Source organism: Sphingomonas sp. SL1004, from assembly GCF_057815015.1.
The window spans coordinates 2,335,541-2,361,302 of sequence record NZ_JBYMUX010000001.1; the positions used below are offsets into that span (position 1 = coordinate 2,335,541).

The 25,762-nt window shown below is 65.4% G+C and carries 22 protein-coding genes; 11 read left to right on the top strand and 11 right to left on the bottom strand.

Annotation, left to right across the window (positions count from 1 at the left end; genetic code table 11):
• The gene (locus AC3D24_RS10540; RefSeq protein WP_489030436.1) at window positions 1-636 is read left to right on the top strand and encodes a hypothetical protein; all 636 of its coding nucleotides are present in this window, start codon (window positions 1-3) and stop codon (window positions 634-636) included.
• A gap of 426 nt (window positions 637-1,062) precedes the next feature.
• Here AC3D24_RS10540 and AC3D24_RS10545 read toward each other — a convergent pair whose 3' ends face one another.
• The 3 genes from AC3D24_RS10545 to AC3D24_RS10555 form a co-directional block, all read right to left on the bottom strand.
• Complete coding sequence (locus tag AC3D24_RS10545; RefSeq protein WP_489030438.1) at window positions 1,063-1,539, bottom strand: DUF2501 domain-containing protein; 477 nt, start codon at window positions 1,537-1,539, stop codon at window positions 1,063-1,065.
• A gap of 55 nt (window positions 1,540-1,594) precedes the next feature.
• Window positions 1,595-3,112, bottom strand: coding sequence for a fumarate hydratase (locus AC3D24_RS10550; RefSeq protein ID WP_489030440.1), 1,518 nt, complete (start codon window positions 3,110-3,112; stop codon window positions 1,595-1,597).
• A 217-nt stretch (window positions 3,113-3,329) separates the two neighbouring features.
• Window positions 3,330-4,124 (bottom strand): hypothetical protein, encoded by a 795-nt coding sequence (locus AC3D24_RS10555; RefSeq protein WP_489030442.1) that lies wholly within the window; start codon window positions 4,122-4,124, stop codon window positions 3,330-3,332.
• 204 nt (window positions 4,125-4,328) lie between these two features.
• Here AC3D24_RS10555 and AC3D24_RS10560 point away from each other — a divergent pair, with 204 nt between their 5' ends.
• On the top strand, window positions 4,329-5,027 hold the full coding sequence (locus tag AC3D24_RS10560) for an NAD-dependent deacylase (RefSeq protein WP_489030444.1): 699 nt from the start codon (window positions 4,329-4,331) through the stop codon (window positions 5,025-5,027).
• Between the two features lie 230 nt (window positions 5,028-5,257).
• On the opposite strand, the gene era is transcribed toward AC3D24_RS10560, so the two are convergent.
• From era to lepB, 3 genes are all read right to left on the bottom strand, one after another.
• Window positions 5,258-6,181, bottom strand: coding sequence for a GTPase Era (gene era, locus AC3D24_RS10565; protein WP_489030446.1), 924 nt, complete (start codon window positions 6,179-6,181; stop codon window positions 5,258-5,260).
• A 279-nt stretch (window positions 6,182-6,460) separates the two neighbouring features.
• Complete coding sequence (gene rnc, locus AC3D24_RS10570) at window positions 6,461-7,123, bottom strand: ribonuclease III (RefSeq protein WP_489030448.1); 663 nt, start codon at window positions 7,121-7,123, stop codon at window positions 6,461-6,463.
• Window positions 7,120-7,929 (bottom strand): signal peptidase I, encoded by an 810-nt coding sequence (lepB, locus tag AC3D24_RS10575; RefSeq protein WP_489033125.1) that lies wholly within the window; start codon window positions 7,927-7,929, stop codon window positions 7,120-7,122. Before lepB ends, rnc begins: the two co-directional genes overlap by 4 nt.
• 125 nt (window positions 7,930-8,054) lie before the next feature.
• Between lepB and pgi the strand changes: the two genes are divergently transcribed.
• From pgi to gorA, 3 genes are all read left to right on the top strand, one after another.
• Window positions 8,055-9,545, top strand: coding sequence for a glucose-6-phosphate isomerase (gene pgi, locus AC3D24_RS10580; RefSeq protein ID WP_489030450.1), 1,491 nt, complete (start codon window positions 8,055-8,057; stop codon window positions 9,543-9,545).
• Window positions 9,546-9,734: 189 nt separating this feature from the next.
• A complete protein-coding gene (locus tag AC3D24_RS10585; RefSeq protein ID WP_489030452.1) occupies window positions 9,735-10,211 on the top strand; it encodes a DUF4174 domain-containing protein in 477 nt (158 codons plus the stop codon).
• The gene (gorA, locus tag AC3D24_RS10590) at window positions 10,166-11,563 is read left to right on the top strand and encodes a glutathione-disulfide reductase (protein ID WP_489030454.1); all 1,398 of its coding nucleotides are present in this window, start codon (window positions 10,166-10,168) and stop codon (window positions 11,561-11,563) included. Before AC3D24_RS10585 ends, gorA begins: the two co-directional genes overlap by 46 nt.
• Window positions 11,564-11,637: 74 nt before the next feature.
• On the opposite strand, the gene AC3D24_RS10595 is transcribed toward gorA, so the two are convergent.
• On the bottom strand, window positions 11,638-12,429 hold the full coding sequence (locus AC3D24_RS10595) for an enoyl-CoA hydratase/isomerase family protein (RefSeq protein ID WP_489030456.1): 792 nt from the start codon (window positions 12,427-12,429) through the stop codon (window positions 11,638-11,640).
• 326 nt (window positions 12,430-12,755) lie between these two features.
• On the opposite strand from AC3D24_RS10595, the gene AC3D24_RS10600 reads away from it, so the two are divergent.
• From AC3D24_RS10600 to AC3D24_RS10615, 4 genes are all read left to right on the top strand, one after another.
• The gene (locus AC3D24_RS10600) at window positions 12,756-15,752 is read left to right on the top strand and encodes a TonB-dependent receptor (protein WP_489030458.1); all 2,997 of its coding nucleotides are present in this window, start codon (window positions 12,756-12,758) and stop codon (window positions 15,750-15,752) included.
• Window positions 15,753-15,833: 81 nt separating this feature from the next.
• Window positions 15,834-17,282 carry a glucoamylase family protein gene (locus tag AC3D24_RS10605; protein ID WP_489030460.1) on the top strand — a complete coding sequence of 483 codons (1,449 nt, stop codon included), beginning with the start codon at window positions 15,834-15,836 and terminating at the stop codon, window positions 17,280-17,282.
• A 66-nt stretch (window positions 17,283-17,348) separates the two neighbouring features.
• On the top strand, window positions 17,349-18,545 hold the full coding sequence (locus tag AC3D24_RS10610; protein ID WP_489030462.1) for a thiolase family protein: 1,197 nt from the start codon (window positions 17,349-17,351) through the stop codon (window positions 18,543-18,545).
• Window positions 18,546-18,688: 143 nt separating this feature from the next.
• Window positions 18,689-19,474: an SDR family NAD(P)-dependent oxidoreductase gene (locus tag AC3D24_RS10615; RefSeq protein ID WP_489030464.1), complete on the top strand. Its 786-nt coding sequence runs from the start codon at window positions 18,689-18,691 to the stop codon at window positions 19,472-19,474.
• 33 nt (window positions 19,475-19,507) lie between these two features.
• Here the strand turns inward: AC3D24_RS10615 and AC3D24_RS10620 are convergent, their stop codons facing one another.
• The 4 genes from AC3D24_RS10620 to AC3D24_RS10635 form a co-directional block, all read right to left on the bottom strand.
• Entirely contained in the window at window positions 19,508-20,893 is a 1,386-nt protein-coding gene (locus tag AC3D24_RS10620; RefSeq protein WP_489030466.1) for a dihydrolipoamide acetyltransferase family protein, read from the bottom strand.
• Window positions 20,893-21,900 carry an alpha-ketoacid dehydrogenase subunit beta gene (locus AC3D24_RS10625; RefSeq protein WP_489033126.1) on the bottom strand — a complete coding sequence of 336 codons (1,008 nt, stop codon included), beginning with the start codon at window positions 21,898-21,900 and terminating at the stop codon, window positions 20,893-20,895. The genes AC3D24_RS10620 and AC3D24_RS10625 overlap by 1 nt, the downstream gene beginning before the upstream one ends.
• A 56-nt stretch (window positions 21,901-21,956) precedes the next feature.
• Window positions 21,957-23,246: a thiamine pyrophosphate-dependent enzyme gene (locus tag AC3D24_RS10630; protein ID WP_056490339.1), complete on the bottom strand. Its 1,290-nt coding sequence runs from the start codon at window positions 23,244-23,246 to the stop codon at window positions 21,957-21,959.
• A 139-nt stretch (window positions 23,247-23,385) separates the two neighbouring features.
• Complete coding sequence (locus tag AC3D24_RS10635; RefSeq protein ID WP_489030468.1) at window positions 23,386-24,405, bottom strand: fumarylacetoacetate hydrolase family protein; 1,020 nt, start codon at window positions 24,403-24,405, stop codon at window positions 23,386-23,388.
• A 152-nt stretch (window positions 24,406-24,557) separates the two neighbouring features.
• Between AC3D24_RS10635 and AC3D24_RS10640 the strand changes: the two genes are divergently transcribed.
• Both AC3D24_RS10640 and AC3D24_RS10645 read left to right on the top strand, forming a co-directional pair.
• A complete protein-coding gene (locus AC3D24_RS10640; RefSeq protein WP_489030470.1) occupies window positions 24,558-24,803 on the top strand; it encodes a DUF6894 family protein in 246 nt (81 codons plus the stop codon).
• A 152-nt stretch (window positions 24,804-24,955) separates the two neighbouring features.
• Window positions 24,956-25,690, top strand: coding sequence for a Crp/Fnr family transcriptional regulator (locus AC3D24_RS10645; protein WP_489030472.1), 735 nt, complete (start codon window positions 24,956-24,958; stop codon window positions 25,688-25,690).
• The last annotated feature ends 72 nt before the right edge of the window (window positions 25,691-25,762 follow it).

Consider the following 25,762-nt stretch of genomic DNA (forward strand, 5'->3'; position numbering starts at 1 on the left):
ATGGCTCATGGTTCGTCGCGGGTTGAGCCGTTGCCGGACGTGCCGCATAGCGGTGCGATGCGCGCTTTGCCCCCCTCCCCCGCCGGTTTGCGATCGCTCCTCGGCCCCGCCACGCTTGCTCGGTCCGCCAGCCTCGCTGCCCTTGCGCTGATCGCAGGGTGCGTCGCGCCGCCGCGTGCCGAGCCGCCGCCACCGCGTGCCGCGCCCCCCGTGGCGGCGCCGGCGCCCCGGCCCGCCCCGATCGCGGCGGACTGGCGCGACTGGCCCTATTCGCCGGGAACCTGGGTGTATCGCCGCGATGCGCGCGGTTCGATCGCGCTGTTCGGCCCAGCCAATGCCGACGCCTCGCTGACGCTCAGGTGCGATACTGCCGCGCGACAAATCTACCTGTCTCGCGCCGGCAGCGCGCCAACGCCGCTGACGATCCGCACGTCCAGCGTCACGCGCGCCCTTCCCGTCCAGCCGACCGGCGGGACGCCGCCCTATGTCGCCGCCGCGCTGACGCCGAACGATCCGCTGCTCGAGGCGATGGGTTTCAGCCGCGGGCGGTTCGTCGTTCAACAGGCCGGACTGGCACCCCTGGTGGTGCCGGCCTGGGCTGAAATCGAGCGCGTCACCGAGGATTGTCGCGGCTGATTTCGACCAACCGAAGGCCGCAGAAGATCAGTCGAAAACTTCTGTAAAACAAGGCTTGTATCGTGGCCGCGTCCGGCACACATTGGCGTTGCGGTCAGGCTTGGCCGCGTTGTTTCAACAAGCGAAAGGAGGTGATCCGATGTCTCATGGTTCAGCAGTGAGTTCGGTTCGGTTCGTTCGGGGGACGCACCGCTAAGTCCGCCGGTCCGCGTGGGGAGTATCCTCTCCCAGTCAACACGTGGTCCATAGGATAGGCGGTACGCATGGTCCTCCGGGCTGGAGCTCTCCGGCCGCTGACCATGTCTGGAGGCCACCGGATCGTCGGGAGACGATCCGGTGGCCTCTTTTCATTTGAAGTAGGCGCGTATCGACGCCGCCGCCCACTTCGCGCGAGCAAGACAGGGTCTGTCCTTGCATCAGACCACCTTAAAGGAACGACTTCGCACGGTTGAGCACGACGCTGCACACGCGCGTCTTTACCAGTCCGCCAAGATTACCCAGCGATAGGCCCTGCCCGTTAGGCGTCTGGATCTGCCCCGCCTGCCCCGCCGCGTAGCCCGGCGAGGTCGTCACGCCTTGGCGACCGGTCAGGCGCTGGAGGATCGACTGTGCGCCAGTCGGAGCGGGTGCGGCCGCTTGCGGGGCGGTTGCCTGCCCGCCCGTCAGCGCGTCGAGCGCGCTACCCTGCCCGAGCAGCTTGTTCTTGAGGCAATAGCCGAGCAGCCCAGCCGCGTTGCCCGCACCGATCGACCCGACGCTCGGGATCGCGCTGCCGAGCAAACCACCAAGGCCTCCCGAACGTGTCGCCGGCGCTGTCGTAGTCGTTTGCGCGGAAGCACCCGACGACAGGCAGGCGATGGCGATCAGGGCGGTGCCGAACTTCGACGAGAGCAGGTTGGACATGAAGAACTCCTGTGTTTCCCATGTCCAACGGTACAGCCCCCCGACCCGTTCCAGATCAGGCCGGCGTCAACAATCCCTCGCGGGCGATCTTCTCGCGCCAGACGAGCGGCGCGAGCTGGTGAACGTTCTCGCCTGCGGAGTCGACCGCAACGGTGACGGGGAAGTCGCTGACCTCGAACTCGTAGATAGCCTCCATGCCGAGATCGGCGAACCCGACGACCTTCGAGCCCTTGATCGCGCGCGCGACGAGATACGCAGCCCCGCCAACCGCCATCAGATAGGCCGACTTGGCCTCCGCGATCGCCTTGGTCGCGTCGGCGCCACGCTCGGCCTTGCCGACCATCGCCAGCAGGCCCTGGTCGAGCATCATCCGGGTGAACTTGTCCATCCGCGTCGCGGTGGTCGGCCCCGCAGGTCCGACGACTTCCTCGCCGACCGGATCGACCGGACCGACATAATAGATCACGCGCCCCTTGAAATCGACCGGCAGCGGCTCGCCCGCATCGAGCATGTCCTTAATCCGCTTGTGCGCCGCGTCGCGCCCGGTCAGCATCTTGCCGTTGAGCAGCAGGCGGTCGCCATGCTTCCAGGTCTGCACGACGTCCGGCGTCAGCGTGTCGAGATCGACGCGGATCGCGGCCTTGTCGGGCGTCCAGTTCACATCCGGCCATTCCTCCAGCTTCGGCGCTTCCAGATACACCGGACCCGAGCCGTCGAGCACGAAATGCGCGTGGCGCGTGGCGGCGCAGTTCGGGATCATCGCCACCGGCTTCGACGCGGCGTGCGTCGGCCAGTCGAAGATCTTGACGTCGAGGATGGTCGAAAGTCCGCCCAGCCCCTGCGCGCCGATACCGAGCGCGTTGACCTTGTCGTAGATCTCGATCCGCAGCGCCTCGATGTCGTTCCTGGGGCCGCGCGCCTTCAGTTGCGCCATGTCGATCGAGCCCATCAGCGATTGCTTGGCAAGGATCATCGACTTTTCCGCGGTGCCGCCGATGCCGATGCCGAGCATACCGGGCGGGCACCAGCCGGCGCCCATCTGCGGGATCATCTCGAGCACCCAGTCGACGATCGAATCGCTCGGGTTCATCATCTTGAACTTTGACTTGTTCTCGCTGCCGCCGCCCTTCGCCGCGACGTCGACCGAGACGGTGTTGCCCGGCACCATCTCGACATGCATCACGCTCGGCGTGTTGTCCTTGGTGTTGCGGCGCGTGAAGGCGGGATCGGCGAGGATCGACGCACGCAGCTTGTTCTCGGGGTTGAGATACGCTTTCCGCACGCCTTCATCGACGACCTCCTGCAGCGAGCGGGTCGACTCGAGGCGGCAATCCTGGCCCCATTTGACGAAGATCGTGACGATGCCGGTATCCTGGCAGATCGGGCGGTGGCCCTCGGCGCACATCCGGCTGTTGGTGAGGATCTGCGCAATCGCGTCCTTGGCGGCGGGGCTCTGCTCGGCCTCGTACGCGACGCCCAGCGCGCGGATATAGTCCATCGGGTGGTAGTAACTGATGAACTGGAGTGCGTCGGCGACGCTTTCGATCAGGTCGGCTTCGGTGATGACGGTCATGCAGCGCCTTTACGGATACAGGTTTGCAAGCGTCTTAACGGCGATCGTATGATTTTTGAAGACGGGGTCGTGCCCGTGGTCCGGGCACAACCGGCCAACGGTTACGATAAGGTCACACGAACGTGCTCTCACGTATCCGATGCCACCAAACGAAAAAGGCCGGAATGGCCTTAGCGCCACCCCGACCTTTCCTAGTTATCTCAAGATATTAGTGAGACTACATCGGCGGCGTCAGGCCGTCCTTGCCGACGGCGACCGACTTGGCGCCCTTGGAGTCGGTCGTGACGATCGCGAACAGCTTTTGGCCCTTGGCGAGGACCGTGCGCTCGGCTGGCTCGAACCGGACGATCGGCGTGCCGACGGGAACGACGACCTGTGCCTTGCCGCCCTTGTACGAGATGCTCAGCTTGGTCTCGCCGGGCTTGCCTGCGCCGCCGGTAACGGTGCCATTCGTCATGCCGCTCTGCTGCGAGACCGTGCCGTTGGTCATCGCGCTTTGGCCATCGACCGTACCGTTGGTCATCGCGCTCTGCCCGTCGACGGTGCCGTTGGTCATGGCGCTGGACCCGTTCGTGCCGCCGCCTGCAGCCGCGACCGCGCCGGGGACGTCCCAGGGATAATGCCCCTCGCCGGTGCCGCGCATCGCCTCCGGGAAGATGACCAGTTCGACCGCGCGCAGGGCGTCATCGGGACCGGTCGTCGCCGTGCCGATGAAGTCGCCGTCCTTGAGCGTCGACAGGTCCGACTTCACCACCCAGGCGAACTTGGTGTTGGCGTCGAGCGGCACGGTGGCAGACTTGCCATCATAGGTCTGGACGGTCAGCGCGTCGGTGCCGATCGCGGTGATGACGCCGCGGACGCGATTGACCGCCGGGGTCGCACTCGCTGCGGCGCTGGTGTTGCCCATGGCGATGTTTGCGGTCGAGGTGTTCGAGTCCGTCGATGTCGTCTGACCACAACCTGCAAGGACCGCGACCACGCCGCTCAGCAGCACCAGTTTCTTCGTCAACATCGCATCGAATCCTTCGAGTATCGAAGCGCGCGATGCCACAATGGCCTCGGCGATCGGGTTTTCAGCGGCCAAGGTGGCTTGGTCGGTGTAGCTCAACGCTGCAAGACGGCAACCGGGCGCATCGCGCTATCCGGTACACCGATGGGCGCGATGTCGACGTAACAGCCACTATCCGGGCCACAGCGCACGGCGTAGATCGTGGCGATGGGGGATATCAGAAATATCGTCGTTCTGACCGGGGCGGGCATTTCAGCGGAAAGCGGGATCGCGACGTTTCGCGGGCCGGGTGGCTTGTGGGAGGGGCACCGTGTCGAGGATGTCTGTACGCCCGAGGCGCTCGCGGGGGATCCGGAACTGGTGCACCTGTTCTACGATCTGCGGCGCACGGCTCTGGCGACGGTCGAGCCCAACGCCGCACACCACGCGCTGGCGCGGCTGGATGCGGCTTGGGACGGCGAGCTGCTGATCGTCTCGCAGAATGTCGACGATCTGCACGAGCGGGCGGGGGCGACGCGGATGCTGCATATGCATGGCGAGTTGTTGTCGGCCTTGTGTGCCGTTTGTGGGGCGCGTGAGCCTTGGACGGGGGCGTTGCCGGAGGGGTCGGTGTGTGGCGCGTGCGGGGCGGCGGCGTTGCGGCCGGACATCGTGTTCTTTGGGGAGATGCCGTACCAGATGGAGCGGATCGAGGCCGCATTGGCGAAGGCCGATCTGTTCGTTTCGATCGGCACGTCGGGCGCGGTGTATCCGGCGGCGGGGTTCGTGCAGACCGCGGCGTATCATGGGGCGCGGACGCTGGAGTTGAACCTCGATCCGTCGATGGGGAGCGTGTTCTTCGAAAAGACGCGGATCGGTGCGGCGGGGGTGTTGGTGCCTGCCTGGGTGGAAGAGGTGTTGGACTGACGAGTTTTGATCCCCCCCGGCGAAGGCCGGGGTCAATTGGAGAGGTCACAGTAACTACGCACTGCCCGCCGTTACAGACGTCCCCCAGTTGGGCCCCGGCCTTCGCCGGGGTGGTGATGGATTGGGGACCTCAGTGCCCTTCGTGGACGACGGAAGATTTGTTCTCCCGCGAAGGCGGGAGTCCAGTCTGGGTCCCCGCCTTCGCGGGGAAACAGTTTCTTGAGTGAGGGTCAGTCGACCCAGTCGAGGCCCATGTCGCGGTAGACTTCGCGGTCTTCGTCCCAGCCGGGCTTCACTTTAACGTGCAGGTATAGGTGAACGGGCTTGCCGGTGATCGAGGCGAGTTCGATGCGGGAGCGGGCTCCGATTTCCTTGATGCGGACGCCGCCCTTGCCGAGCACGATCGCGCGCTGGGTGGGGCGTTCGACGAGGATTTGCTGGTGGATTTCCAGCGAGCCATCCTGGCGTTCGATATACTGCTCGGTCTCGATCGTGCTCGCATAGGGCAGTTCGGCGTGGAGCTGGAGGTAGAGCTGCTCGCGCGTGACTTCGGATGCTAGTGCGCGCTCGGTCGAGTCGGAGACCTGGTCTTCGGGATAGTGCCACGGGCCTTCGGGCATCGCCTTGGCGAGCTGCGTCTTGAAGTGTGCGAGGCCGTCGCCGGTGCCGGCGCTGATGAAGAACGTTTCGGCGAACGGAAGCAGCGCGTTGAGTTTCTCGGCGTGGATCAGCAGCTTGGTCTTGTCGGCGAGATCGACCTTGTTGAGGATCAGCCAGATCGGCTCGGTGCGGCCGACCAGCGACTCGACGATCGTCGTGACCTTGCCGCCGATGCCGCCCTTGGCGTCGACCACCAGCGCGATGATGTCGGAGCCCTCCGCGCCACCCCAGGCGGCGGCGACCATCGCGCGATCGAAGCGGCGCTTGGGCTCGAAGATGCCAGGGGTGTCGACGAGCAGGATCTGCGTGTCGCCCTCGATCGCGACGCCCATCAGTTTTGCGCGCGTCGTCTGTGCCTTGGGGCTGACGATCGCGACCTTCTGGCCGACGAGCGCGTTGACGAGCGTCGACTTGCCCGCGTTCGGCGCGCCGACGATGGCGACTAGGCCGCAATGCTTGGGGGCGGAGATTTCAGGCGTGGTAAGTTCGGTCACTTAGGCTCTTTTCGGCATCGGGATATTCGAGGTCGGTCATACAGACAAAACGTCCTCGCGTCATTCCCGCCAAACTACGGCACTGTCGCCGCGCCGTGCGCAGTTTTAGGAAGGCAGTTGGTTCGCGCAGAGGCGCAGAGGACGCGGAGATGGTGCGAATGAGGCGCGTGTCCGCTGCTATCACACGCCGCCGAATATCTCGGTGGCTTGCCGGGCACGACCTTGCCCCGATCGCACCATCTCCGCGCTCTCTGCGCCTCTGCGCGAAAAAAATCCTTTTTAGCTCAGCTTCTCCAGAAGCGCTTTGGCCGCGGCGGTCTCGGCTTCCTGTTTGCTGGAGCCCGTCGCGGTGGCTTCGGCAAGCTTACCGACCGAGACCAGCATCGTGAATTTAGGGGCGTGGCCGGGGCCGGTGCGTTCGACGATGGTGTATTCGGGGGGCTTGCGGTTGTGCGCGGCGGCCCATTCCTGGAGCGCGGACTTGGGGTGTTGCGGGGCTTTTGCGCCGGCTTGGACGCGGTCTCCCCATGCGCCGCGGACGAAGGCGCGGGCTGCGTCGAGGCCGGCTTCGCGGTACCACGCGCCGATCAGTGCCTCCATCACGTCGCCGAGCACGTTATCGCTGTCGCTGGCGCCGTCGTCGCGGGCCTGCTTGCCGAGTTTCAGATGCGCGCGGACGCCGAGTTCGCGGGCGACGTCGGCACAGACGGGGCCGGTGACGAGCGCGTTGAGGCGCTTCGACAGCGAGCCTTCGGGGTCGGTGGCGAACAGTTCGTAGAGCCACTCGGCGATGATCAGGCCGAGGACGCGGTCGCCCAGGAACTCGAGCCGTTCGTAGTTCGCGGCGGCCTGGCTACCGTGGGTCAGCGCACGTTCGTAGGGGGCGAGGTCGGTTGGAACGCGGCCGAAGAGCGTCTTCAGCCAGCCGGCGAGGTCGCTCAAAAGCCTTCCCCGATACGGCTCCAGCGGGCAGCGCTGACCCAGGTCCAGGGCTTCAGCCATTCGGCGTCGCCGTCGGTCGAGAAGAAGTTGACGACCGCCTTGCCTTCGACGTTTTCGAGCGGGACGTAGCCCATGCCCTGCGGCGCGGGGAAACGGCTGTCGCCGCTGTCGTCGCGGTTGTCGCCCATCACGAAGATGTGGCCGGCGGGGATCGTGTAGAGCCCGGTGTCGTCGCGATCGGGGAGTTCGGCCTGGTCGAGGACTTCGTAGCTGCGGCCGCCGGGAAGCGTTTCGCGGAAGCGGGGGTAACGGCAGATCTGGACGTTATTCACCACGTCGACGAAGGGCGCGCCGCATTTCTCGGCGTTGAAATTGGCGGTCAGCGGGATCGTGAAGTCGGCGATGCGCAGCTTAGGGATCGCCTTGCCGTTGAGGTAGACGGTGCCCTGACGCATCTGGACGGTCTCGCCGGGGAGACCGATGACGCGCTTGATGACGTCGTGGTCGAGCACTTCGGGTGCGCGGAAGACGACGACGTCGCCGCGGGTCGGCGTGCTGCCGAAGATGCGGCCGGGGATCAGCGGGATGCCGGCAGGCAGTGACCAGCGCGAATAGCCGTAATTCCACTTCGAGACGAAGAGATAGTCGCCGATCAGCAACCGGGGGAGCATCGATTCGGACGGGATGCTGAACGGCGCGAAGATGAAGCTGCGCAGGATCAGCACGACCAGCGCGAGCTTCAGCAGGAAGCGGAACGTTTCGCTCGTCTCAGAGCGCTTGGGTTTGGTCTTCACGTCATTTGCCATGTGCGCGGGTTTGCGCAGACCGCGCCTATCGTCAAGCGTGTGCGGGATACGTGTCACCGAAAGAACGTTGTCGCGGTCTCGCGCTTGCAGCATGACCGGCGCGCACGTCTATTCGGAGAAGTAGCATGACCGCCGACTGGTCCAAGATCGAAGCCCTGCCCGCCACCAAGCTGACCGACCTGTTCGCAGCGGACTCGGAGCGACTCTCGAAGCTGAGCCTCGACGTCGCGGGGATTCACTTCGACTGGTCGAAGACGCATCTGACGACGGACATGGTCGCTGCTTTCGAAGAGATGGCGAAGGCGCAGGACCTGTCGGGCAAGCGCCAGGCGCTGTTCTCGGGCGAGGTCGTCAACGTCACCGAGGGCCGCGCGGTCGAGCACACCGCCGAGCGCGGCGAAGGCAAGCCCGAGAGCGTCGCGATCGCGCAGGCCAGCCACCAGCGGATGCGGACGCTGATCGATGCGATCGAGGCCGAGGCGCTAGGTCCGGTGCGGCATATCCTGCACGTCGGGATCGGTGGATCGGCGCTGGGGCCGCAGTTGCTGGTCGATGCGCTGGGGCGTGACGATAAGCGCTACGACGTGGCGATCGTCGCCAATGTCGACGGCGTCGCGCTGGAGGACGTGTTCGCGAAGTTCGATCCGGCGGCGACGTTGCTGGTGGTCGCGTCGAAGACGTTTACCACGACCGAGACGCTGATGAACGCCGAAAGCGTCCTGCAGTGGATGACCGAGCATAATGTCGAGGACCCGTATGGCCGGGTGATCGCGCTGACCGCGTCCCCTGAGAAGGCGATGGAATGGGGCGTCGACGAGACGCGCATCCTGCCGTTCGCGGAGAGCGTCGGTGGGCGGTATTCGCTGTGGTCGACGATCGGGTTTCCGGCGGCGATCGCGTTGGGGTGGGACCGGTTCGAGGAACTGCTCGAGGGGGCGGCCGAGATGGACCGGCATTTCCGGCTTTCGGCTATGCATGAGAACGCGCCGGCGCTCGCGGCGTTCGCCGACCTGTATTACACGCAGATCCGCCATGCCGAGACGCGCGCGCCGTTCGCGTATGACGAGCGGTTGCGGTTGCTGCCGAGCTATCTCCAGCAGTTGGAGATGGAGTCGAACGGCAAATCGGTGACGGTCGACGGGCAGCCGCTCGGGCGTCCGTCGGCGGCGATTACCTGGGGTGGCGTCGGCACCGAGGCGCAGCATGCGGTGTTCCAGTTGCTCCACCAGGGCACGCATCTCGTGCCGGTCGAGTTCATCGCGGTGATCGAGCCGGGCGATACGCTGCCCGAGGAACATCACCGGGCGCTGTTGCTGAATGCGTTTGCGCAGGGGGCTGCGCTGATGGCGGGCAAGCAGGTCGAGGATCCGGCGCGGAGCTATTCGGGTGATCGGCCGTCTTCGACGTTGCTGCTGGATGATCTGGATGCGCGGACTTTGGGTGCGCTCATCGCGTTCTACGAGCACCGGGTGTTCGTGAACGGGGTGCTGTTGGGGATCAACTCGTTCGACCAGTTCGGGGTCGAGTTGGGGAAGGAAATGGCGAAGGCGGCGGAGAAGGGCGGACAGACGTTCGATCCTTCGACGGATGATTTGATCAAGCGCGCGTTTGGGTGAGGTGTTGGAGGACGTCCTCCCCTTTTCAATCACTCACCCGTGTCCAGAAGCTGCACCACCCCGGCGAAGGCCGGGGTCCAATTGGGCGGACCTCGGTTCGATAAGCGACCACCTTTCTAATTGGGCCCCGGCCTTCGCCGGGGTGGTGGGGTGGGGGGAGCGCAAGCCTGCCTCCTGCGTTATTCCCGCATGCCCATACTCCTTGCCGTCGCGCTCGCAGCCTCCCCGACCATCGCGCAGATGGAGTGGGAACGGCGCGTTTTGATCGTTGCGGCGTCATCTGCCGAAGACGCGTCAGACGCGTCGCTCGCCGCGCAACGGCGCATCCTCGCAGATTGGAAAACCAAGGCTGACGCGCGCGATCTTACGATCGTCGAAGTCGTAGGCGATCAGGTTCGCGGTGCCGCCGACAGTGCCGCGCAGGTTCGCCGCAAATACCGCCTTCCCGCCGCCTTCACAGCGATCCTGATCGGCAAGGATGGCGGCGAGAAACTGCGTAGCGCGAGGCCCTTCTCCGCAGCCGCGCTGGAAGCGACGATCGATGCGATGCCGATGCGCAAAGCCGGTCAGCGTGATCGCCGGGCTGGGGTTGTCCGCGCATCCCCCCTGCCCCAGATGGCATGCAAAGCTGCTTCGATGCACGCGACGTACAAGGACTGCCTGTGACCGACCCCCAATATGACTACGACCTCTTCGTCATCGGCGCCGGCTCGGGCGGCACGCGGGCATCGCGCGTTGCCGCTGCGCACGGTGCCCGCGTCGCGGTTGCCGAGGAATACCGGGTCGGCGGCACCTGCGTCATCCGCGGCTGCGTGCCGAAGAAGCTGCTGATCTACGGCGCGCATTTTGCCGAAGATCTGAAGGACGCCAAGCGGTTCGGCTGGCAGGTGCCCGACGACTGCGCGTTCAGCTGGCCGACGCTGCGCGACAACGTGATGGAGGAGGTCGACCGGATCAATGGCGCCTACACGACCACGCTCCAGAACAACCATGTCGACATCATCCACCAGCGCGCGATCGTCTCCGGCCCGAACGAAGTCACGCTAGCCGACGGCAGCGTGAAGACCGCCGCGAAGATCCTGATCGCGGTCGGCGCGCATCCGCTGGTGCCCGATTTCCCCGGCGCGGAGCACGGCATCACCTCGAACGAGGTCTTCCACCTCGACGACGTGCCGAAGCGTGTGCTGATCGCGGGCGCGGGCTACATCGCCAACGAGTTCGCCGGGATTTTCCACCAGTTCGGATCGCACGTCACGCTGGTCAACCGCACCGACGTGATCCTGCGTGGCTATGACGAGTCGATCCGCGACCGCCTGCTCCAGATCTCGATGAGCAAGGGCATCGATTTCCGCTTCAACGCCGCGTTCGAACGCATCGAGAAGGACGAGAACGGCTGCCTCAAGGTCAGCATGAGCGGGCATGAGCCGATCACCGTCGACCTCGTGATGTTCGCGACCGGCCGCTTGCCCAATACCAAGGGCCTGGGCCTCGAAACCGCCGGCGTGACGATGGATGCGGCGGGCGCCGTGATCGTCGACGAGGACAACCGGTCGAGTTGCGGCAGCATCTTCGCGGTCGGCGACGTCACCAATCGGATCCAACTCACACCGGTCGCGATCCGCGAGGGGCAGGCGTTCGCGGACACCTTCTTCGGCGGCAAGCCGACGCGGGTCGATTATGCCAACGTGCCCGCGGCGGTGTTCAGCCATCCGCCGATGGCCGGGGTTGGCATGACCGAGTTGCAGGCCAAGGAGGCGCTTGGCTCGGTGAAGGTCTACACGTCCGACTTCCGCCCGATGAAGAACGTGCTGGCCGGCCGCAACGAGCGGTCGCTGTACAAGATGATCTGCGACGGCGAGACCGATCGCGTCGTCGGCATCCACATGATCGGGCCGGACTGCCCGGAGATCCTGCAATCCGCTGCGGTGGCGGTAAAGGCCGGGCTGACCAAGGCCGATTTCGACGCGACGGTCGCGCTGCATCCGACGATGGCGGAGGAACTCGTGCTGATGAAATAAGGGCGTGTAGCGCTTCAAGCCTGTTCTCCCGCGAAGGCGGGAGCCCAGTCTGGGCCCTCGCCTTCGGGGAACGATCAGGTGCCCGTGAACTGCCCTGGCCGCCGTTCGCTGACCGCACGGACGCCCTCAGCGAAGTCGTTCGTCTTCTGCAACCACGCCTGTTCGGCGAGTTCGTGATCGGTCTGCGCCTGGACGAGCGCGGACAGGTCGCCGCGCATCGTCTTGCGCGTCGATGCGACCGCCAGCGGCGCGCCTGCTGCGATCTCCTGCGCGAGCGACAGCGCCTCGGCACGCAACCGATCGCCCCGCACGATCGCATCCGCCAAGCCCCAGTCCGCCGCCTGCTCGGCCCGAATACGCCGCGCCGTCAGGATCATCAGCAGCGCACGCTGGCGCCCGATCACGCGCTCCAGCACCGCCGAAATGCCAAAGCCCGGGTGGAAGCCGATCTGCACGAAATTGGCGACGAACTTCGCCTCGGGCGATGCGACACGGAAGTCCGCGACCAGCGCGAGGCCCAGCCCCGCCCCTACCGCCGCGCCCTGGATCGCGGCGACCACCGGTGTCTCGACCGCGAACAGCTTGGCGGCAGCCACGTAGAACGGATTGCGCTCGCCTTCGGGACGTTCCGCCGCAACCGGGTTGGCGTTGACCAGGTCCGCGCCCGCGCAGAACACGCGTCCCTCGGATTGCAGTACGATCGCGCGTACGTCGCGGTCGGCATCAGCCGCCGCAAAGGCGGCGCCGATCGACTCGATCAGCGCGAGGTCGGCGAAGTTGTGCTGCGGCCTTGCGAACGTGACGATCGCCACATGGCCGTTGCGGGCAACATCCACGCCGGAAAAATCCAGTGCATCCTCAATCATCACGGCCTCTTCACTGTCGAACACGGTTCGGCAAAACATAGATTGTGGCGATAATGACACGGACTGTCGCCGAATCCACCCCCGGAGCGGGCAAGGCATTGGCAGAGATCGGGAACCGGGCGTAAGGCGACCGTCCCGGCAGCCATGCAAACATGCGTGCCGCCGGGGCTGTATCCATCGGGAGCGGCCAGTGGAGAGGATGAGGGCATGGGGTCGCGACCGTCGCGAGCAGCATCGGATGGCGCGGCACGACGTGTCGGCACGCCCCACACGATTGCGCCCAAGCCACATGCCAATCCGCGTTTCAACGCAGGGGACTATTCGAGATGAAGACCATGATGGTCGCGGCGCTGCGCGCTGCGCTGGTGACGACGACGATTCTCGGATCGACCGCAGGCCTGACGACGGCGGCGACCGCGCAGACGACGACCGCCGCGATCCGTGGGCAGGTGCGCGATGCGGCGGGCACGGCGGTGGCCGGCGCGACGGTCGTGGCGGTGAACGGGGGAACCAACCAGAGCTTCCGCACGGTGACGGCCGCGAACGGGAGTTATATCCTCAACGGGCTGCGGCCGGCGCAGTACACGATCACCGTCACGGGTACGAATGGCGACGTCTCGGTACAGCGCATCATCGTCTCGATCGGCCAGTCCGCGACGCTCGACGCAACGCTCGCACCGGCGGCGGCTGCTTCGGCTGCGAACACCGACGCAACCGGCGCCACGACCGGCGGTTCGGCTCCGGACACCGGCGATGGCCAGGAGATCGTGGTCACCGGCGGGCGACTGGTCGAGACCAGGACCAGCGAAGTCGCGACCAACGTCAGCCAGCAGCAGATCCGCAACCTGCCGCAGACCGATCGCAATTTCCTGTCGTTCGCGGCGCTGGCGCCGGGCGTGAAATACAACGACAGCGAGACCAACAAGGGGTTCCAGTCGGGCGCGTCGACCGCCAGCCAGGTCAACGTGTTCATCGACGGCGTCAGCCTGAAGAACAAGCTGCGCGAGGGCGGCGTTGCCGGCCAGCAGAACAGCCGCGGCAACCCGTTCGGCCAGCTGGCGGTGCAGGAATTCCGCGTCCTGACGCAGAACTACAAGGCCGAGTACGAACAGGCCGGCGCGGCGATCATCACCGCCGTCACCAAGTCCGGCACGAACGAGTTCCACGGCGAGGCGTTCGGCCAATACACGGACAAGAGCCTCAGCGAGAAGTCGTACCTCGACAAGACCAACAACCGCCCCGAACCCGCGTTCAAGCGCAAGCAATACGGCGTGTCGCTCGGCGGCCCGATCATCAAGGACAAGCTGTTCTTCTTCGCGACGTACGAAGGCAACGACCAGGACCGCGCATTCAACGTCGACAGCACCGGATCGACCGCGGCGGTCGCCGACTTCGAGGCCAATTCGGGGCGCCGCCTGAGCGACTTCGAGGGTGCGTTCGTCAGCCCGTTCCGGGGCGACTTCTACTTCGGCAAGTTGACCCTGACGCCTGACAGCAACCAGGTGATGGACCTGTCGTTCAGCCGCCGCCAGGAAACCGACATCCAGAATTTCGGCGGCAACGTGTCGTACGAAAACGCCGAGAACAAGATCAACGTCGTCGACACGTATCTGTACAAATGGACCTATACCGGCAGCAACTTCATCAACGAGTTCAACGCCAACTATCTCAGCTACAAGTTCAATCCGACGTCGCTCAACCCCGATCTGCCGACCTACGACTATGACGGCGTGATCATCTTCGGCGGGAAGGATTCGACCCGTCGCGAGATCCAGCAGGGCTACACGCTGCGCGACGACGTCACCTACACCGGCCTGCAGAACCATTCGTTCAAGGTGGGTGCGCGCGTCGAGATCACCGATATCGAGTTCGACAACCAGTCGTTCATCCAGCCACGCTACACCTATCGGCGCGAGCCGCAGAACGGCCTGACCTTCGCATTCCCTGCCGAAGCGCGTCTTGGTCTTGGCAGCGGCCGGATCCTCGCCTCGAACACGCAGATCGGGCTGTATGCGCAGGACGATTGGGACGTGACGAGCAAGCTCCAGCTGAACGTCGGCGTCCGCTGGGATTACGAAACCAACGGCTTCAACAACGAATATCGCACGCCCGCCAACGCCGCCGCGGCGCTGCGCGCGCTGCCCACGACGTCGTATTTCGATCCGGAAAACTACATCACCGACGGCAGCAACCGCAGCCCGTTCGCTGGCGCAATCGCGCCCCGGTTCGGGTTTTCGTACGATCTGAAGGACGACCAGACGACGGTCATCTTCGGCGGAATCGGGCGCTATTACGATCGCAACAACTTCAACAACACGGTCGACGAACTCAGCCGCACGATCAACCCGATCGGCGTGTTCCGCTTCTCGGCGAACGGGACGCCGCGCGAGGGGCTGCCGACCGTCCCCTGGAACGCCGGGTATCTGACTCGCGATGGGCTGTTGCAGCTCGCCGCGACCTCGACGCAAGGGCTGCCGGAACTGTTCGCGGTGAAGAACGACGCCCGCCCGCCGGTCAACGACCAGGCCAGCATCGGCATCCGCCAGAAGGTCGGCATCTTCCAGGCCGCGCTGACCGCATCCTATATCCGCGGGCGCAACGGCTACACCAACATCTTCGCGACGCGGACCCTGAACGGGCTCGGTGGCTGCTGCGACACCGCGCCGCTGCAACAATTCGGCTATGCGAACGCGATCGTCGGCCTCGACGGGCTCGATACGCGGTACAAGGCGATCTATTTCACGCTCGACAAGAACTACACCAAGTCGTCGGGCTGGGGCCTGAACGTCGCCTACACCTTCTCGAAGGGCGAGCAGAATGGCGGCGACCTGTTCAGCCTCGATGCGATCACCCCGGACGCCTATGGCTGGCGCCCGCGTGCGGGCGACGAGCGACACCGGGTCGTGATCTCGGGCATGGTCGACCTGCCGCTCGGTTTCCAGTTCTCGATGTTGAACACGCTGGGCAGCGGCCAGGCCTTCCAGGTCACCGACGCCACCAACGGCGCCGATTCGGGCTTCAACCGCTTCACCGCGCGGTATCCGCGGAAGAACTGCATCAAGGGCGTGTTCGCCTATTGCGAGGTCAACCTGACGCTCGCCAAGCGCTTCAGCGTGCTCGGCAAGGAGGATCAGTTCGAGGCTGCGGTCGATCTGCTCAACGCCTTCAACAACAAGAACTTCGAGGGGTTCGACGCGTCGTTCAACAACACGATCGACCCCGCGACCGGTCAGGTGACCGATCCGCTCGAGCCGGCACGGATCGGCACGAGCACGCTGACGCTGCCGCGCCGTATCCAGTTCAGGGTCGGTTACAGGTTCTGATGCGTTGATGCGGGGCGGCCATGTCGGCCGCCCCGCCTGCCCTCCAGGGTCAATGGCGGTGCCCCTCGACCAGGAGTTCGAATGCTCGATCGACGGCAGTTTCTCGGCACCGGTGCGCTTTCGCTCGGTGGACTTACCGCAGGATGCACATCGGTCGGACGGCCGCTGGCCAGAGCGCTCGAAAGCGTCACGGGCACCGCACCGCCCGCACCATCGCCATCCGCAAACCCGCTGATCGACAATCTGCAGGAGCGCGCGTTCCTGTATTTCTGGGACACGACCGATCCGGTTACCGGGCTTGCGCTGGATCGCTGGCCGACCCCGTCCTTCTCGTCGATCGCCGCGGTCGGGTTCGCGCTGACGGCGTATCCGATCGGCGTGGTCAATGGCTGGATCACGCGCGAGCAGGCGCGCAAGCGAACCCTGGCGACGATGGAGTTCTTCGCGATCGCGCCGATGGGCCCCGAGCCGACCGGCAACAGCGGCTACAAGGGATTCTTCTACCACTTCCTCGGCATCACCAAGGGACAGCGCTTCGCCCGCGCCGAACTGTCGACGATCGATACCGCGCTGCTGCTCGGCGGCATGCTGTTCGCGCAGAGCTGGTTCGACGGCGATCATCCCGAGGAACAGCGGATTCGCGCTCTGGCCGACCAGATCTACGGCGCGGTCGACTGGACCTGGATCACGCCGCGTGCGCCGTTCCTGTCGATGGGTTGGCATCCCGAGAGTGGGTTCATCGCCAGCGACTGGAACATCTACAACGAGGGGATGCTGATGTATCTGCTCGCGCTGGGATCGCCGACGCATCCGCTGCCGCCCTCGACCTGGGGCGCGCTTACCGCGAAGTTCGAGCCGTCGTGGAGCGGCAACTATCTTCATTACCCGCCGATGTTCGTGCATCAATACAGCCATGTCTGGGTCGATTTCCGCGGCATTCGCGATGCGTATATCGCGACCAAGGACATCGATTATTTCGAGAACAGCCGGCGCGCGACGATCGCGCAGCGCGACTACGCGATCGCCAATGCGGGCGGGTTCGCCGGCTACGGCCCGGACGTCTGGGGGCTGACCGCGTGCGACGGGCCTGGCGACTTCAAGGCGACGATCGCCGGTCGGCCGCGCGAGTTCTTCAGCTACTCCGAACGCGGGCCGGGCGCGCGTGACGACGGGACGCTCGCGCCAACCGCCGCGGTCGGATCGATCGTGTTCGCGCCCGATCTCGTCATCCCCGCGATCACCGCGATGCACGATCGCTACGGCAAGGGGATCTACGGCAAATACGGTTTCTTTGATGCGTTCAACCCGACGCTGACGGAGATGGGCGAGCCGTTGAAGCATGGCCGGATCGTGCCGGGGGTCGGCTGGGTCGACGTCGATTATTTGGGCATCGACCAGGGGCCGATCGTCGCGATGATCGAGAACTGGCGGACCGGCATGGTGTGGAACACGATGCGCCGGAACCCGCATATCCGCCGTGGGCTGGACCGTGCGGGATTCACCGGCGGCTGGCTGGCGCGCGTACCCTAAGGGGCTTTCCCCCGCGCCGCGGAACGCCTAGATCGGCTGCATACCCGATCCTCGAAAGGTTCCAGCATGCGTGAAGCCGCCATCGTCTCGACTGCCCGTACCGCTATCGGCAAAGCCTATCGGGGGGCGTTCAACGCGACCGAGGCGCCGGTGCTGGCGGGGCACGTGATGAACGCGGTGGTCGAGCGGGCGGGAATCGATCCGGCGCGGATCGACGAGGTGTTCTGGGGCGTCGGCAACCAATGGGGCACGCAAGGGGGGAACGCCGGGCGAATGGCGATCTTTGCAGGCGGATTGCCGGAATCGGTCCCGGCGTTCACGCTGGACCGTAAGTGCGGGTCGGGGCTGACCGCGGTCGCGCTCGCGGCGCGGACGATCATCTGCGACGAGGCTGACGTGGCGCTGGCTGGCGGGATGGAGTCGATCAGCTATACCGTGACGAAGGACGCGCCACGCTTCGTCAATGCGAGCGTCACCGCCAGGGAGCCGGCGGCCTATATTCCGATGATCGAAACCGCCGAGATCGTCGCGGAGAAATACGGCATCAGCCGCGAGGCCCAGGACGAATACGCAGCGACGAGTCAGCAGCGCGCCGCCGCCGGTATCGCCAACGGTGCGTTCGCCGAGGAGATCACCCCGATCACGGTCGAGAAGGCGCTGTTCGACAAGCAGGGCGAGCGGACCGGTATCGAGAGGGTCACCCTGACACAGGACGAGGGCATTCGCGCGGGCACGACGCTGGAGGGCTTGCGCGGGTTGAAGACGGTGTGGGCGGGCGGCGCATTCTCCGGGGCGGGCACGAGCGTGACGGCGGGCAATGCAAGCCAACTCTCGGACGGCGCCTCCGCGCAGTTGCTGATGGACCGCAAGACCGCGGAAGCCGAGGGCAAGGACATCCTCGGCATCTATCGCGGGTTCCAGGCGGCGGGGTGCAGCCCGGCGGAAATGGGGATCGGGCCGATCTTCGCGATCCCTAAGCTGCTCGATCGCGCAGGACTTTCGATCGCCGACATCGGCCTGTGGGAACTGAACGAAGCGTTCGCGTCGCAGTGCCTCTATTGTCGGGATTTCCTCGGCATCGATCCGGAGAAGTACAACGTCAACGGCGGTGCGATCGCGGTCGGCCATCCGTTCGGGATGACGGGGTCGCGGCTGGTCGGGCACGCGCTGATCGAGGGGCGCAAGCGCGGTGTACGCTATGTCGTCGTGTCGATGTGCACGGCTGGCGGCATGGGCGCGGCGGGGCTGTTCGAGATCGTCTGACCAGCCGACGCGGAAGTACTCCGCAGCCAAAGGGCTGCGGAGCCGTTCCCTCTCCGCAAGGAGACCGAACGTAGGCCTGTGCCATTGCCAGCGCCGACGGCACGGCCCACGCTGGCGTCTTCACGATCGGCGAGGCGCAGGACATGGCTACGGCATTGATTACCGGCGCGTCATCGGGTTTGGGCGAAGGCTTCGCGCGAGCGCTGGCAGCCGATGGCCATGCGCTGATCCTCACCGCGCGGCGCGGCGGGCGGCTCGAGGCGCTTGCGTCCGAATTGCGCGCCAAGGGTAGCACGGTCCACGTCTTCACCGCCGATCTCGCCGAGCCGGATGCACCCTCGCGATTGCTGGCCGAGATCGAGGCGGCCGGGCTTACGATCGACACGCTTATCAACAATGCCGGCTTCGGCCTGCAAGGAGCGTTCGCAGAAACCGACGCCGCGGCGCAACTCGGCATGATCGATCTGAACTGTCGCGCCTTGGTCGCGCTCGCGCACGGCGTGCTGCCGCAGATGATCGCGCGCGGCCGTAGCGGAATCCTCAACATCGCCTCGGTCGCCGCGTTCCAGCCGGGGCCGTGGATGGCGGTCTATTATGCCAGCAAGGCGTTCGTGCTGAGCTTCTCGGAGGCGCTGCACGAGGAGGTGAAGGCCAAGGGCGTGCACGTTACCGCGCTGTGCCCCGGCCCGACGCGCACCGGATTCGCCGATATCGCCGGGCTTGGCAGCTCGCCGCTGTTCCACCGCTTTGCGGGCGACGCCGACGCGGTGGTGAAGGACGGGCTGAAGGCGCTGTCGACGGACCAGGCAGTCAAGGTATCGGGCGCGATGAACCTGGCGATGGCGCAGGGCATCCGCTTCACCCCCCGTTTCCTTGCGCGGCGGATCGCCGGATCGCTGCAGAAATCGCGCAGTGGGATCGTCGCGTGAGCATTCGCTAGCCGACGATCCCGATGAAGCGCTTCAGTCCGCGAACAGGAGAACGGGCGTTTCGAGGTACTTCTTGAGGCCCTGGACGAAGCTTGCCGCATCCCAGCCGTCTACGACGCGGTGGTCGCAGCTGATCGACAGGTTCATGAGCTTGGCGCGGACCACTTCGTCGCCCTTGAAGACCGGGCGTTCGACGATCTTGTTGGGGCCGATGATCGCGACTTCGGGGCGATTGATGACCGGCGTTGTGGCGATGCCGCCAAGCGGGCCGAGCGAGGTTACCGTGATCGTGCCGCCGCCCATTTCGCTGGGGGCGAGCTTGCCGGCGCGTGCGGCTTCGGCGAGGCGCGTGATCTCGGTGGCGAGCTGCCAGACGTTGCGGTCCTGTGCGTCGCGGATCACGGGGACGGTGAGCCCGGCGTCGGTCTGCGCGGCCATGCCGAGGTGGATGGCGCCGTGGCGCGTGACCACGCCCGCTTCGTCATCGTAGCGCGCGTTGAGCATCGGGAAGTCCGGGATCGTCTTGCAGATCGCGACGATCATCAGCGGCAACATCGTCAGCTTGGGGCGGCCACCACGGTTGGCGTTGAGGTCGGCGCGCATCGCTTCGAGGGCGGTAACGTCGATCTCGTCGACATAGGTGAAGTGCGGAATCGCGCGCTTCGACGCGGCCATGTTCTCGGCGATGCGGCGACGCATGCCGATGACCTTGATGGGCTGGTCTTCGCGGGCGCGTGATGCGTGCGGGGGGTGGTAGCCTTCGCCGGAGCCGTAGCGGAGATAGGCGTCGAGGTCTGCGTGGCGGACTCGGTCGGACTCTGATTTTACCGAGGCTAGGTCGATGCCGAGGTCTCGCGCGCGGGCGCGGACTGCGGGGGATGCGAGGGCGTGCACCTTATCCTCCCCGGCACGGGGAGGGGGACCATCCGCAGGATGGTGGAGGGGGGCTTCCACGGGCGGAGCGGTCTTCGCCGGTGGGGCGAACTCAACGGGCGGAGCGGCCGTCACTGGCGGGGTCGTTTGCGGCACGCCCCCTCCACCCCCGGCTTCGCCGGCGGTCCCCCTCCCCGTTTCGGGGAGGATTTCGACGCCTGGATTCTCGGCTTCGTATTGTTCGGCGGTCTCGGCCTGCGCCGAGGTCAGCGGCGCAGCGACGACTTCGTCCGCAGCATCCACCGCGTCCGTCTCGATCACCACCAGCGCAGCGCCGATCGAGACCTGGTCGCCGACCTCGCCCGCGAGTTCGACGACCACGCCCGACACCGGCGATTCCATCTCGACGGTGGCCTTGTCGGTCATCATGTCGGCGATCGCAGAATCCTCCTCGACGCGGTCGCCGATGGCGACGTGCCATGCAACGATCTCGGCCTCGGAGATGCCTTCGCCGATGTCCGGCAGCTTGAAGGTGAAGCGGGCCATTATGCGTCCTTCATGATCTTTTTCAGGGCTTCGCCGATGCGGACCGGCCCCGGGAAATACGCCCATTCGAGGCTGTGCGGGTACGGCGTGTCGAACCCGGTCACGCGCTCGATCGGCGCCTCGAGATGGTAGAAACAGCGTTCCTGGACGATCGCCGACAGCTCCGCGCCGAAACCGCTGGTGCGAGTCGCCTCGTGGACGATCATGCAGCGGCCGGTCTTCTTCACCGACGCTTCGATCGTCTCGATATCGAGCGGCACGAGCGTGCGAAGGTCGATGATCTCGGCGTCGATGCCCGCCTCGGCGACGACGGCGGCGCAGACATGAACCATCGTACCGTAGGCGAGGATGGTGAGCGCCTCGCCCGCGCGGACGATCTTCGCCTTGCCGAGCTCGATCTTGTAATAGCCGGTCGGGACTTCGCCGGCCGGATGCTTCGACCAGTTCTGCGACGGACGATCCCAGTATCCGTCGAACGGGCCGTTGTAGATGCGCTTGGGCTCGAAGAAGAGCGTCGGGTCGTTGTCCTCGATCGCGGCGATCAGCAGGCCCTTGGCGTCGTAGGGCGTCGACGGGATCACCGTCTTGATCCCCGACATATGGGTGAAGAGCCCCTCGGGCGACTGGCTATGCGTCTGGCCGCCGAAGATGCCGCCGCCGAACGGCGAGCGCACCGTGATCGGCGAGGTGAACTCGCCGGCGGAGCGGTAGCGGAGGCGTGCGGCTTCGGAGACGAGCTGGTCGAGCGCCGGGTAGATATAATCCGCGAACTGGATCTCGGGGACGGGGCGCAGGCCGTACGCGCCCATGCCCACCGCGACGCCGATGATGCCGCATTCGGTGATCGGGGTGTCGAACACCCGGGTCTTGCCGTGCTTGGCCTGGAGCCCGGCGGTCGCGCGGAAGACGCCGCCGAAATAGCCGACGTCCTCGCCCATGACGATCACGTCGGGGTCGCGCTCCATCATGATGTCCATGGCGGAGTTGATCGCCTGGATCATGTTCATGCGGGTGGTGGGTTCGGCGTCCGTTGTTTCGGACACGGGTGCCTCGATCATGTCGCTCATGCCTTGCGATCCCATGGACGGCCGCTGGCCGTTTCCTCATCGAGCATCTGCTGGCGCTGCTCCTTCAGATGCCACGGCAGTTCCTCGAACACGCCGTCGAACAGCGACTCGAGCGGCTGGTGGAGGCCGTGGCCGAGGATGCCATTCTTCTCGGCCTCCTTCTGCGCGGCCTTCACCTGCTCGGCGAGTTCCTTGTCCTGCGCCGCGTGGCGCTCCTCGTCCCATTCACCGATCGCGATCAGGTGGTCCTTGAGACGCTTGATCGGGTCGCCGAGCGGCCAGGCGTTGGGTTCGCCTTCGCTGCGATACTGGCCGGGATCGTCGGAGGTCGAATGACCTTCCGCGCGGTAGGTGAAGTGCTCGATCAGCGTCGGGCCCTGATTGGTGCGGGCGCGCTCGGCGGCCCATTCGGTCGCGGCGTAGACGGCGAGCGCGTCGTTGCCGTCGACCCGCAGCCCGGCAATGCCGTAGCCGACCGCGCGCGCGGCGAACGTCGTCGCCTCGGCACCGGCGAACCCGGAGAAGCTCGAGATCGCCCACTGGTTGTTGACGACGTTGAAGATCACCGGCGCGCGGTAGACTGCGGCGAACGTGCAGGCGGAGTGGAAGTCGCCCTCGGCGGTGGAGCCCTCGCCGCACCAGGTCGCGGCGATGCGCGTGTCGCCCTTGGCGGCGGACGCCATCGCCCAGCCGACCGCCTGCGGATATTGCGTGGTGAGGTTGCCCGAGATCGAGAAGAATCCGGCTTCCTTGACCGAATACATGATCGGCAGTTGCTTGCCGCCGAGCCTATCAGCCGTGTTCGAATAGATCTGGTTCATCATGTCGACGAGGCTCCAGCCCCGTGCGATCAACAGCCCCTGCTGGCGGTACGAGGGGAAGCACATGTCCTCATAGTCGAGCGCGTAGGCCGCCGCGACCGCGACCGCCTCCTCACCGAGCGCCTTCATGTAGAAGCTGGTCTTGCCCTGCCGCTGGGCACGGAACATCCGTTCGTCGAACGCGCGGAGCAGCGCCATACTGCGCAACATGCGGCGCATCACGTCGGGCGAAAGCTTGGGGTCCCAGGGGCCAACCGCGTTGCCGTCGTCGTCGAGCACGCGGACCAGCGTATAGGCAAGATCGATGAAGTCGGACGCCTTGTCCGCGGTGTCGGGACGGCGTGCTTCGCCGGCGGGCGGCACGTCGACTTCGGCGAAGTCCACCGCGTCGCCGGGGCGGAACTTCGGCTCGGGGATATGCAGCGTAAGTGGCTGCAAATTGGCGCGCGGATGCTCGCTTGCCATCGTCATTCCATCTCCATGAGGCCGCTGTGACCGCGGAACACTCTTACCGAGGCTTGTTATTAAATTTCAACGCAGATTGCGAGGGGGAGTTGCGCATTCACGATGTGCCGCGCGGATTTTTTCCCCCCCTCCGCAGATTTCAGCCGGCGACGGTCTGTTCGATAACGCCGAAGATTGGGTGGCGCTTGTCATCTTCGGCCCAGATCCGAACGACGTCGCCCTTCTTGAGGAACGGCGTGACGGGCTTGCCGCCCTGGATCGTCTCGATCGTCCGTACTTCGGCGAGACAGGAATAGCCGACGCCGCCGTCGGCAACCGACTTGCCGGGACCGCCATCGCCCCCCCGGTTCGAAACGGTACCAGATCCTACGATCGTCCCCGCCCCCAGCTTCCGGGTCTTGGCGGCGTGCGCAACCAGCGTGCCGAAATCGAACGTCATGTCTTCGCCAGCCTCGGCACGCCCGAGCGGCTGACCGTTGAGATCGACCATCAGCTTGCGGTGCAGCTTGCCGTCCTTCCACCAGTCGCCGAGCGAGTCGGGCGTGACGAACACGGGTGAGAACGCGCTGGCCGGCTTGGACTGGAAGAAGCCGAACCCCTTGCCAAGCTCGCCGGGGATAAGATTGCGCAGCGAGACGTCGTTGGTCAGTCCGACCAGCAGGATCGCTGCCAAGGCCTCGTCACGGGTCGCGCCCATCGGCACGTCGCCGGTAACGACCACGACTTCGCCCTCCATGTCGCAACCCCACGCTTCGTCGGCCAGCGGGATAGGATCGCGCGGGCCAAGAAATCCGTCCGATCCCCCCTGATACATCAGCGGGTCATGCCAGAAGCTGTCGGGCATTTCCGCCCCCCGCGCCTGCCGTACCAGCGCGACATGGTTCACATACGCCGAGCCGTCCGCCCATTGATACGCTCGCGGCAACGGCGAGGCCGCATCGTGTTCGTGAAAGCGCCGCATCGGAATCATCTCGTGTTCCAGATCGGTCGACAGGTTCTTGAGATCTATCGAAAGACGATCCCAATCGTCGAGTGCGGCCTGCAACGTCGGCGCGATGTGGCTTGCGTCCGCGCACCAGGCGAGATCGCTGGAGACGACGACGAGCTTGCCATCGCGTCCTTGGGCTGGATCGGCGTGCTTCAGGCTGGCCAGTTTCATGCGGCGGATCCTCTCGTTGTTTGGGGTGTCCTACGCCCTCGGCGTAGCCGAAGTCGAGCATGGTCGACTTACGAAAACCTGATTTTGGTAAAAGCAAAGCGCGCGACGGGGGCGTAGGGTGCAACACGCGTCATCCGCTAAGGAAATGCAGCATGCCCAGATACTTCTTCGATATCGACGACCACAAGCACGACGTGGACGACGAGGGTACCGAGCTGGCCGACGATGACGAGGCGCGCATCCAGGCAGTCATCTTCGCGGGCGATTACCTTCGCGATCATCCGGGTATGGTATGGGACGGAAGCCGTTTCAGCGTGGCCGTTCGCGACGAGGGGGATGCGGTACTCCTGAATGTCATCGTTACCGCAAACGATCCGCGCCAATCGGGTCAGGCATGATGTGATCCCCACAGCGCATGCGCCTCTCAGCCTAACATGTGTTTCGCACTTTAGCTCAATCCTGGGATAAGGTGAGGGATGACGCAACGCGCTATCGTGGCGATGGAGACAGCGAGAAACGAGTGCTCCTGCCTTGGATGCGGAGCGTGCACGTGGATATCGCCACCGTGACTGAACAGTTGATTCGGAAGTTCGCATCGCGCGTTGCGATGAGTGCTGCCGATCGCGCTCAGGTCGCGGCGTTGCCCTTCAAGGTGCGGACGATCGACGCCTCGACCTATGTGCTGCGCGAAGGCCAGCGCCCGACGCGGTGCGCGTTCATCGTCGAAGGACTCGCCTACCGCCAGAAGCTGACTCCAAACGGTGAGCGCGAGATCGTGTCGATCTTGATGCCCGGTGAATTCGTCGACTTGCAGAACCTGTTCCTTGAGGAATCGGATCACGACATCCAGGCACTGACCCGCGTGACGCTGGCGGAAATCCCGATTGCAGCCCTGCGACTCCTGATCGGGGCCAGCCCGGCGGCGAGCCAGGCGCTGTGGATCGACGCGCTGGTCGAATCGTCGATCCACCGCGAGTGGCTGCTCAATATCGGCCGACGCAACGCCCGGAGCAGGCTTGCGCATCTGCTGTGCGAATTTTCGGTCCGCTTCAAGAAATCCGCGCTTGGCGGGACGATCGCGTATGAATTGCCGATGACGCAGGAACAGCTCGGCGACGCGCTCGGGTTGACGCCGGTCCATGTCAACCGCGTGCTCAAATCGCTGGAAGCCGATCAGCTGATTACGCGCAAGAAACGCCAGGTCAGCGTGGTAGACTGGTCACGCCTGCGGGACGCCGCGGAGTTCAACGAGCGCTACTTGCATCTAAGCCAGATCATCGCCTGAGATTGTCTTGATTGGTACCGCTCAAGCCGTGCCGTAGCAGCAAAGCTTGACTTTTCGCGGACGTTGCTGCAG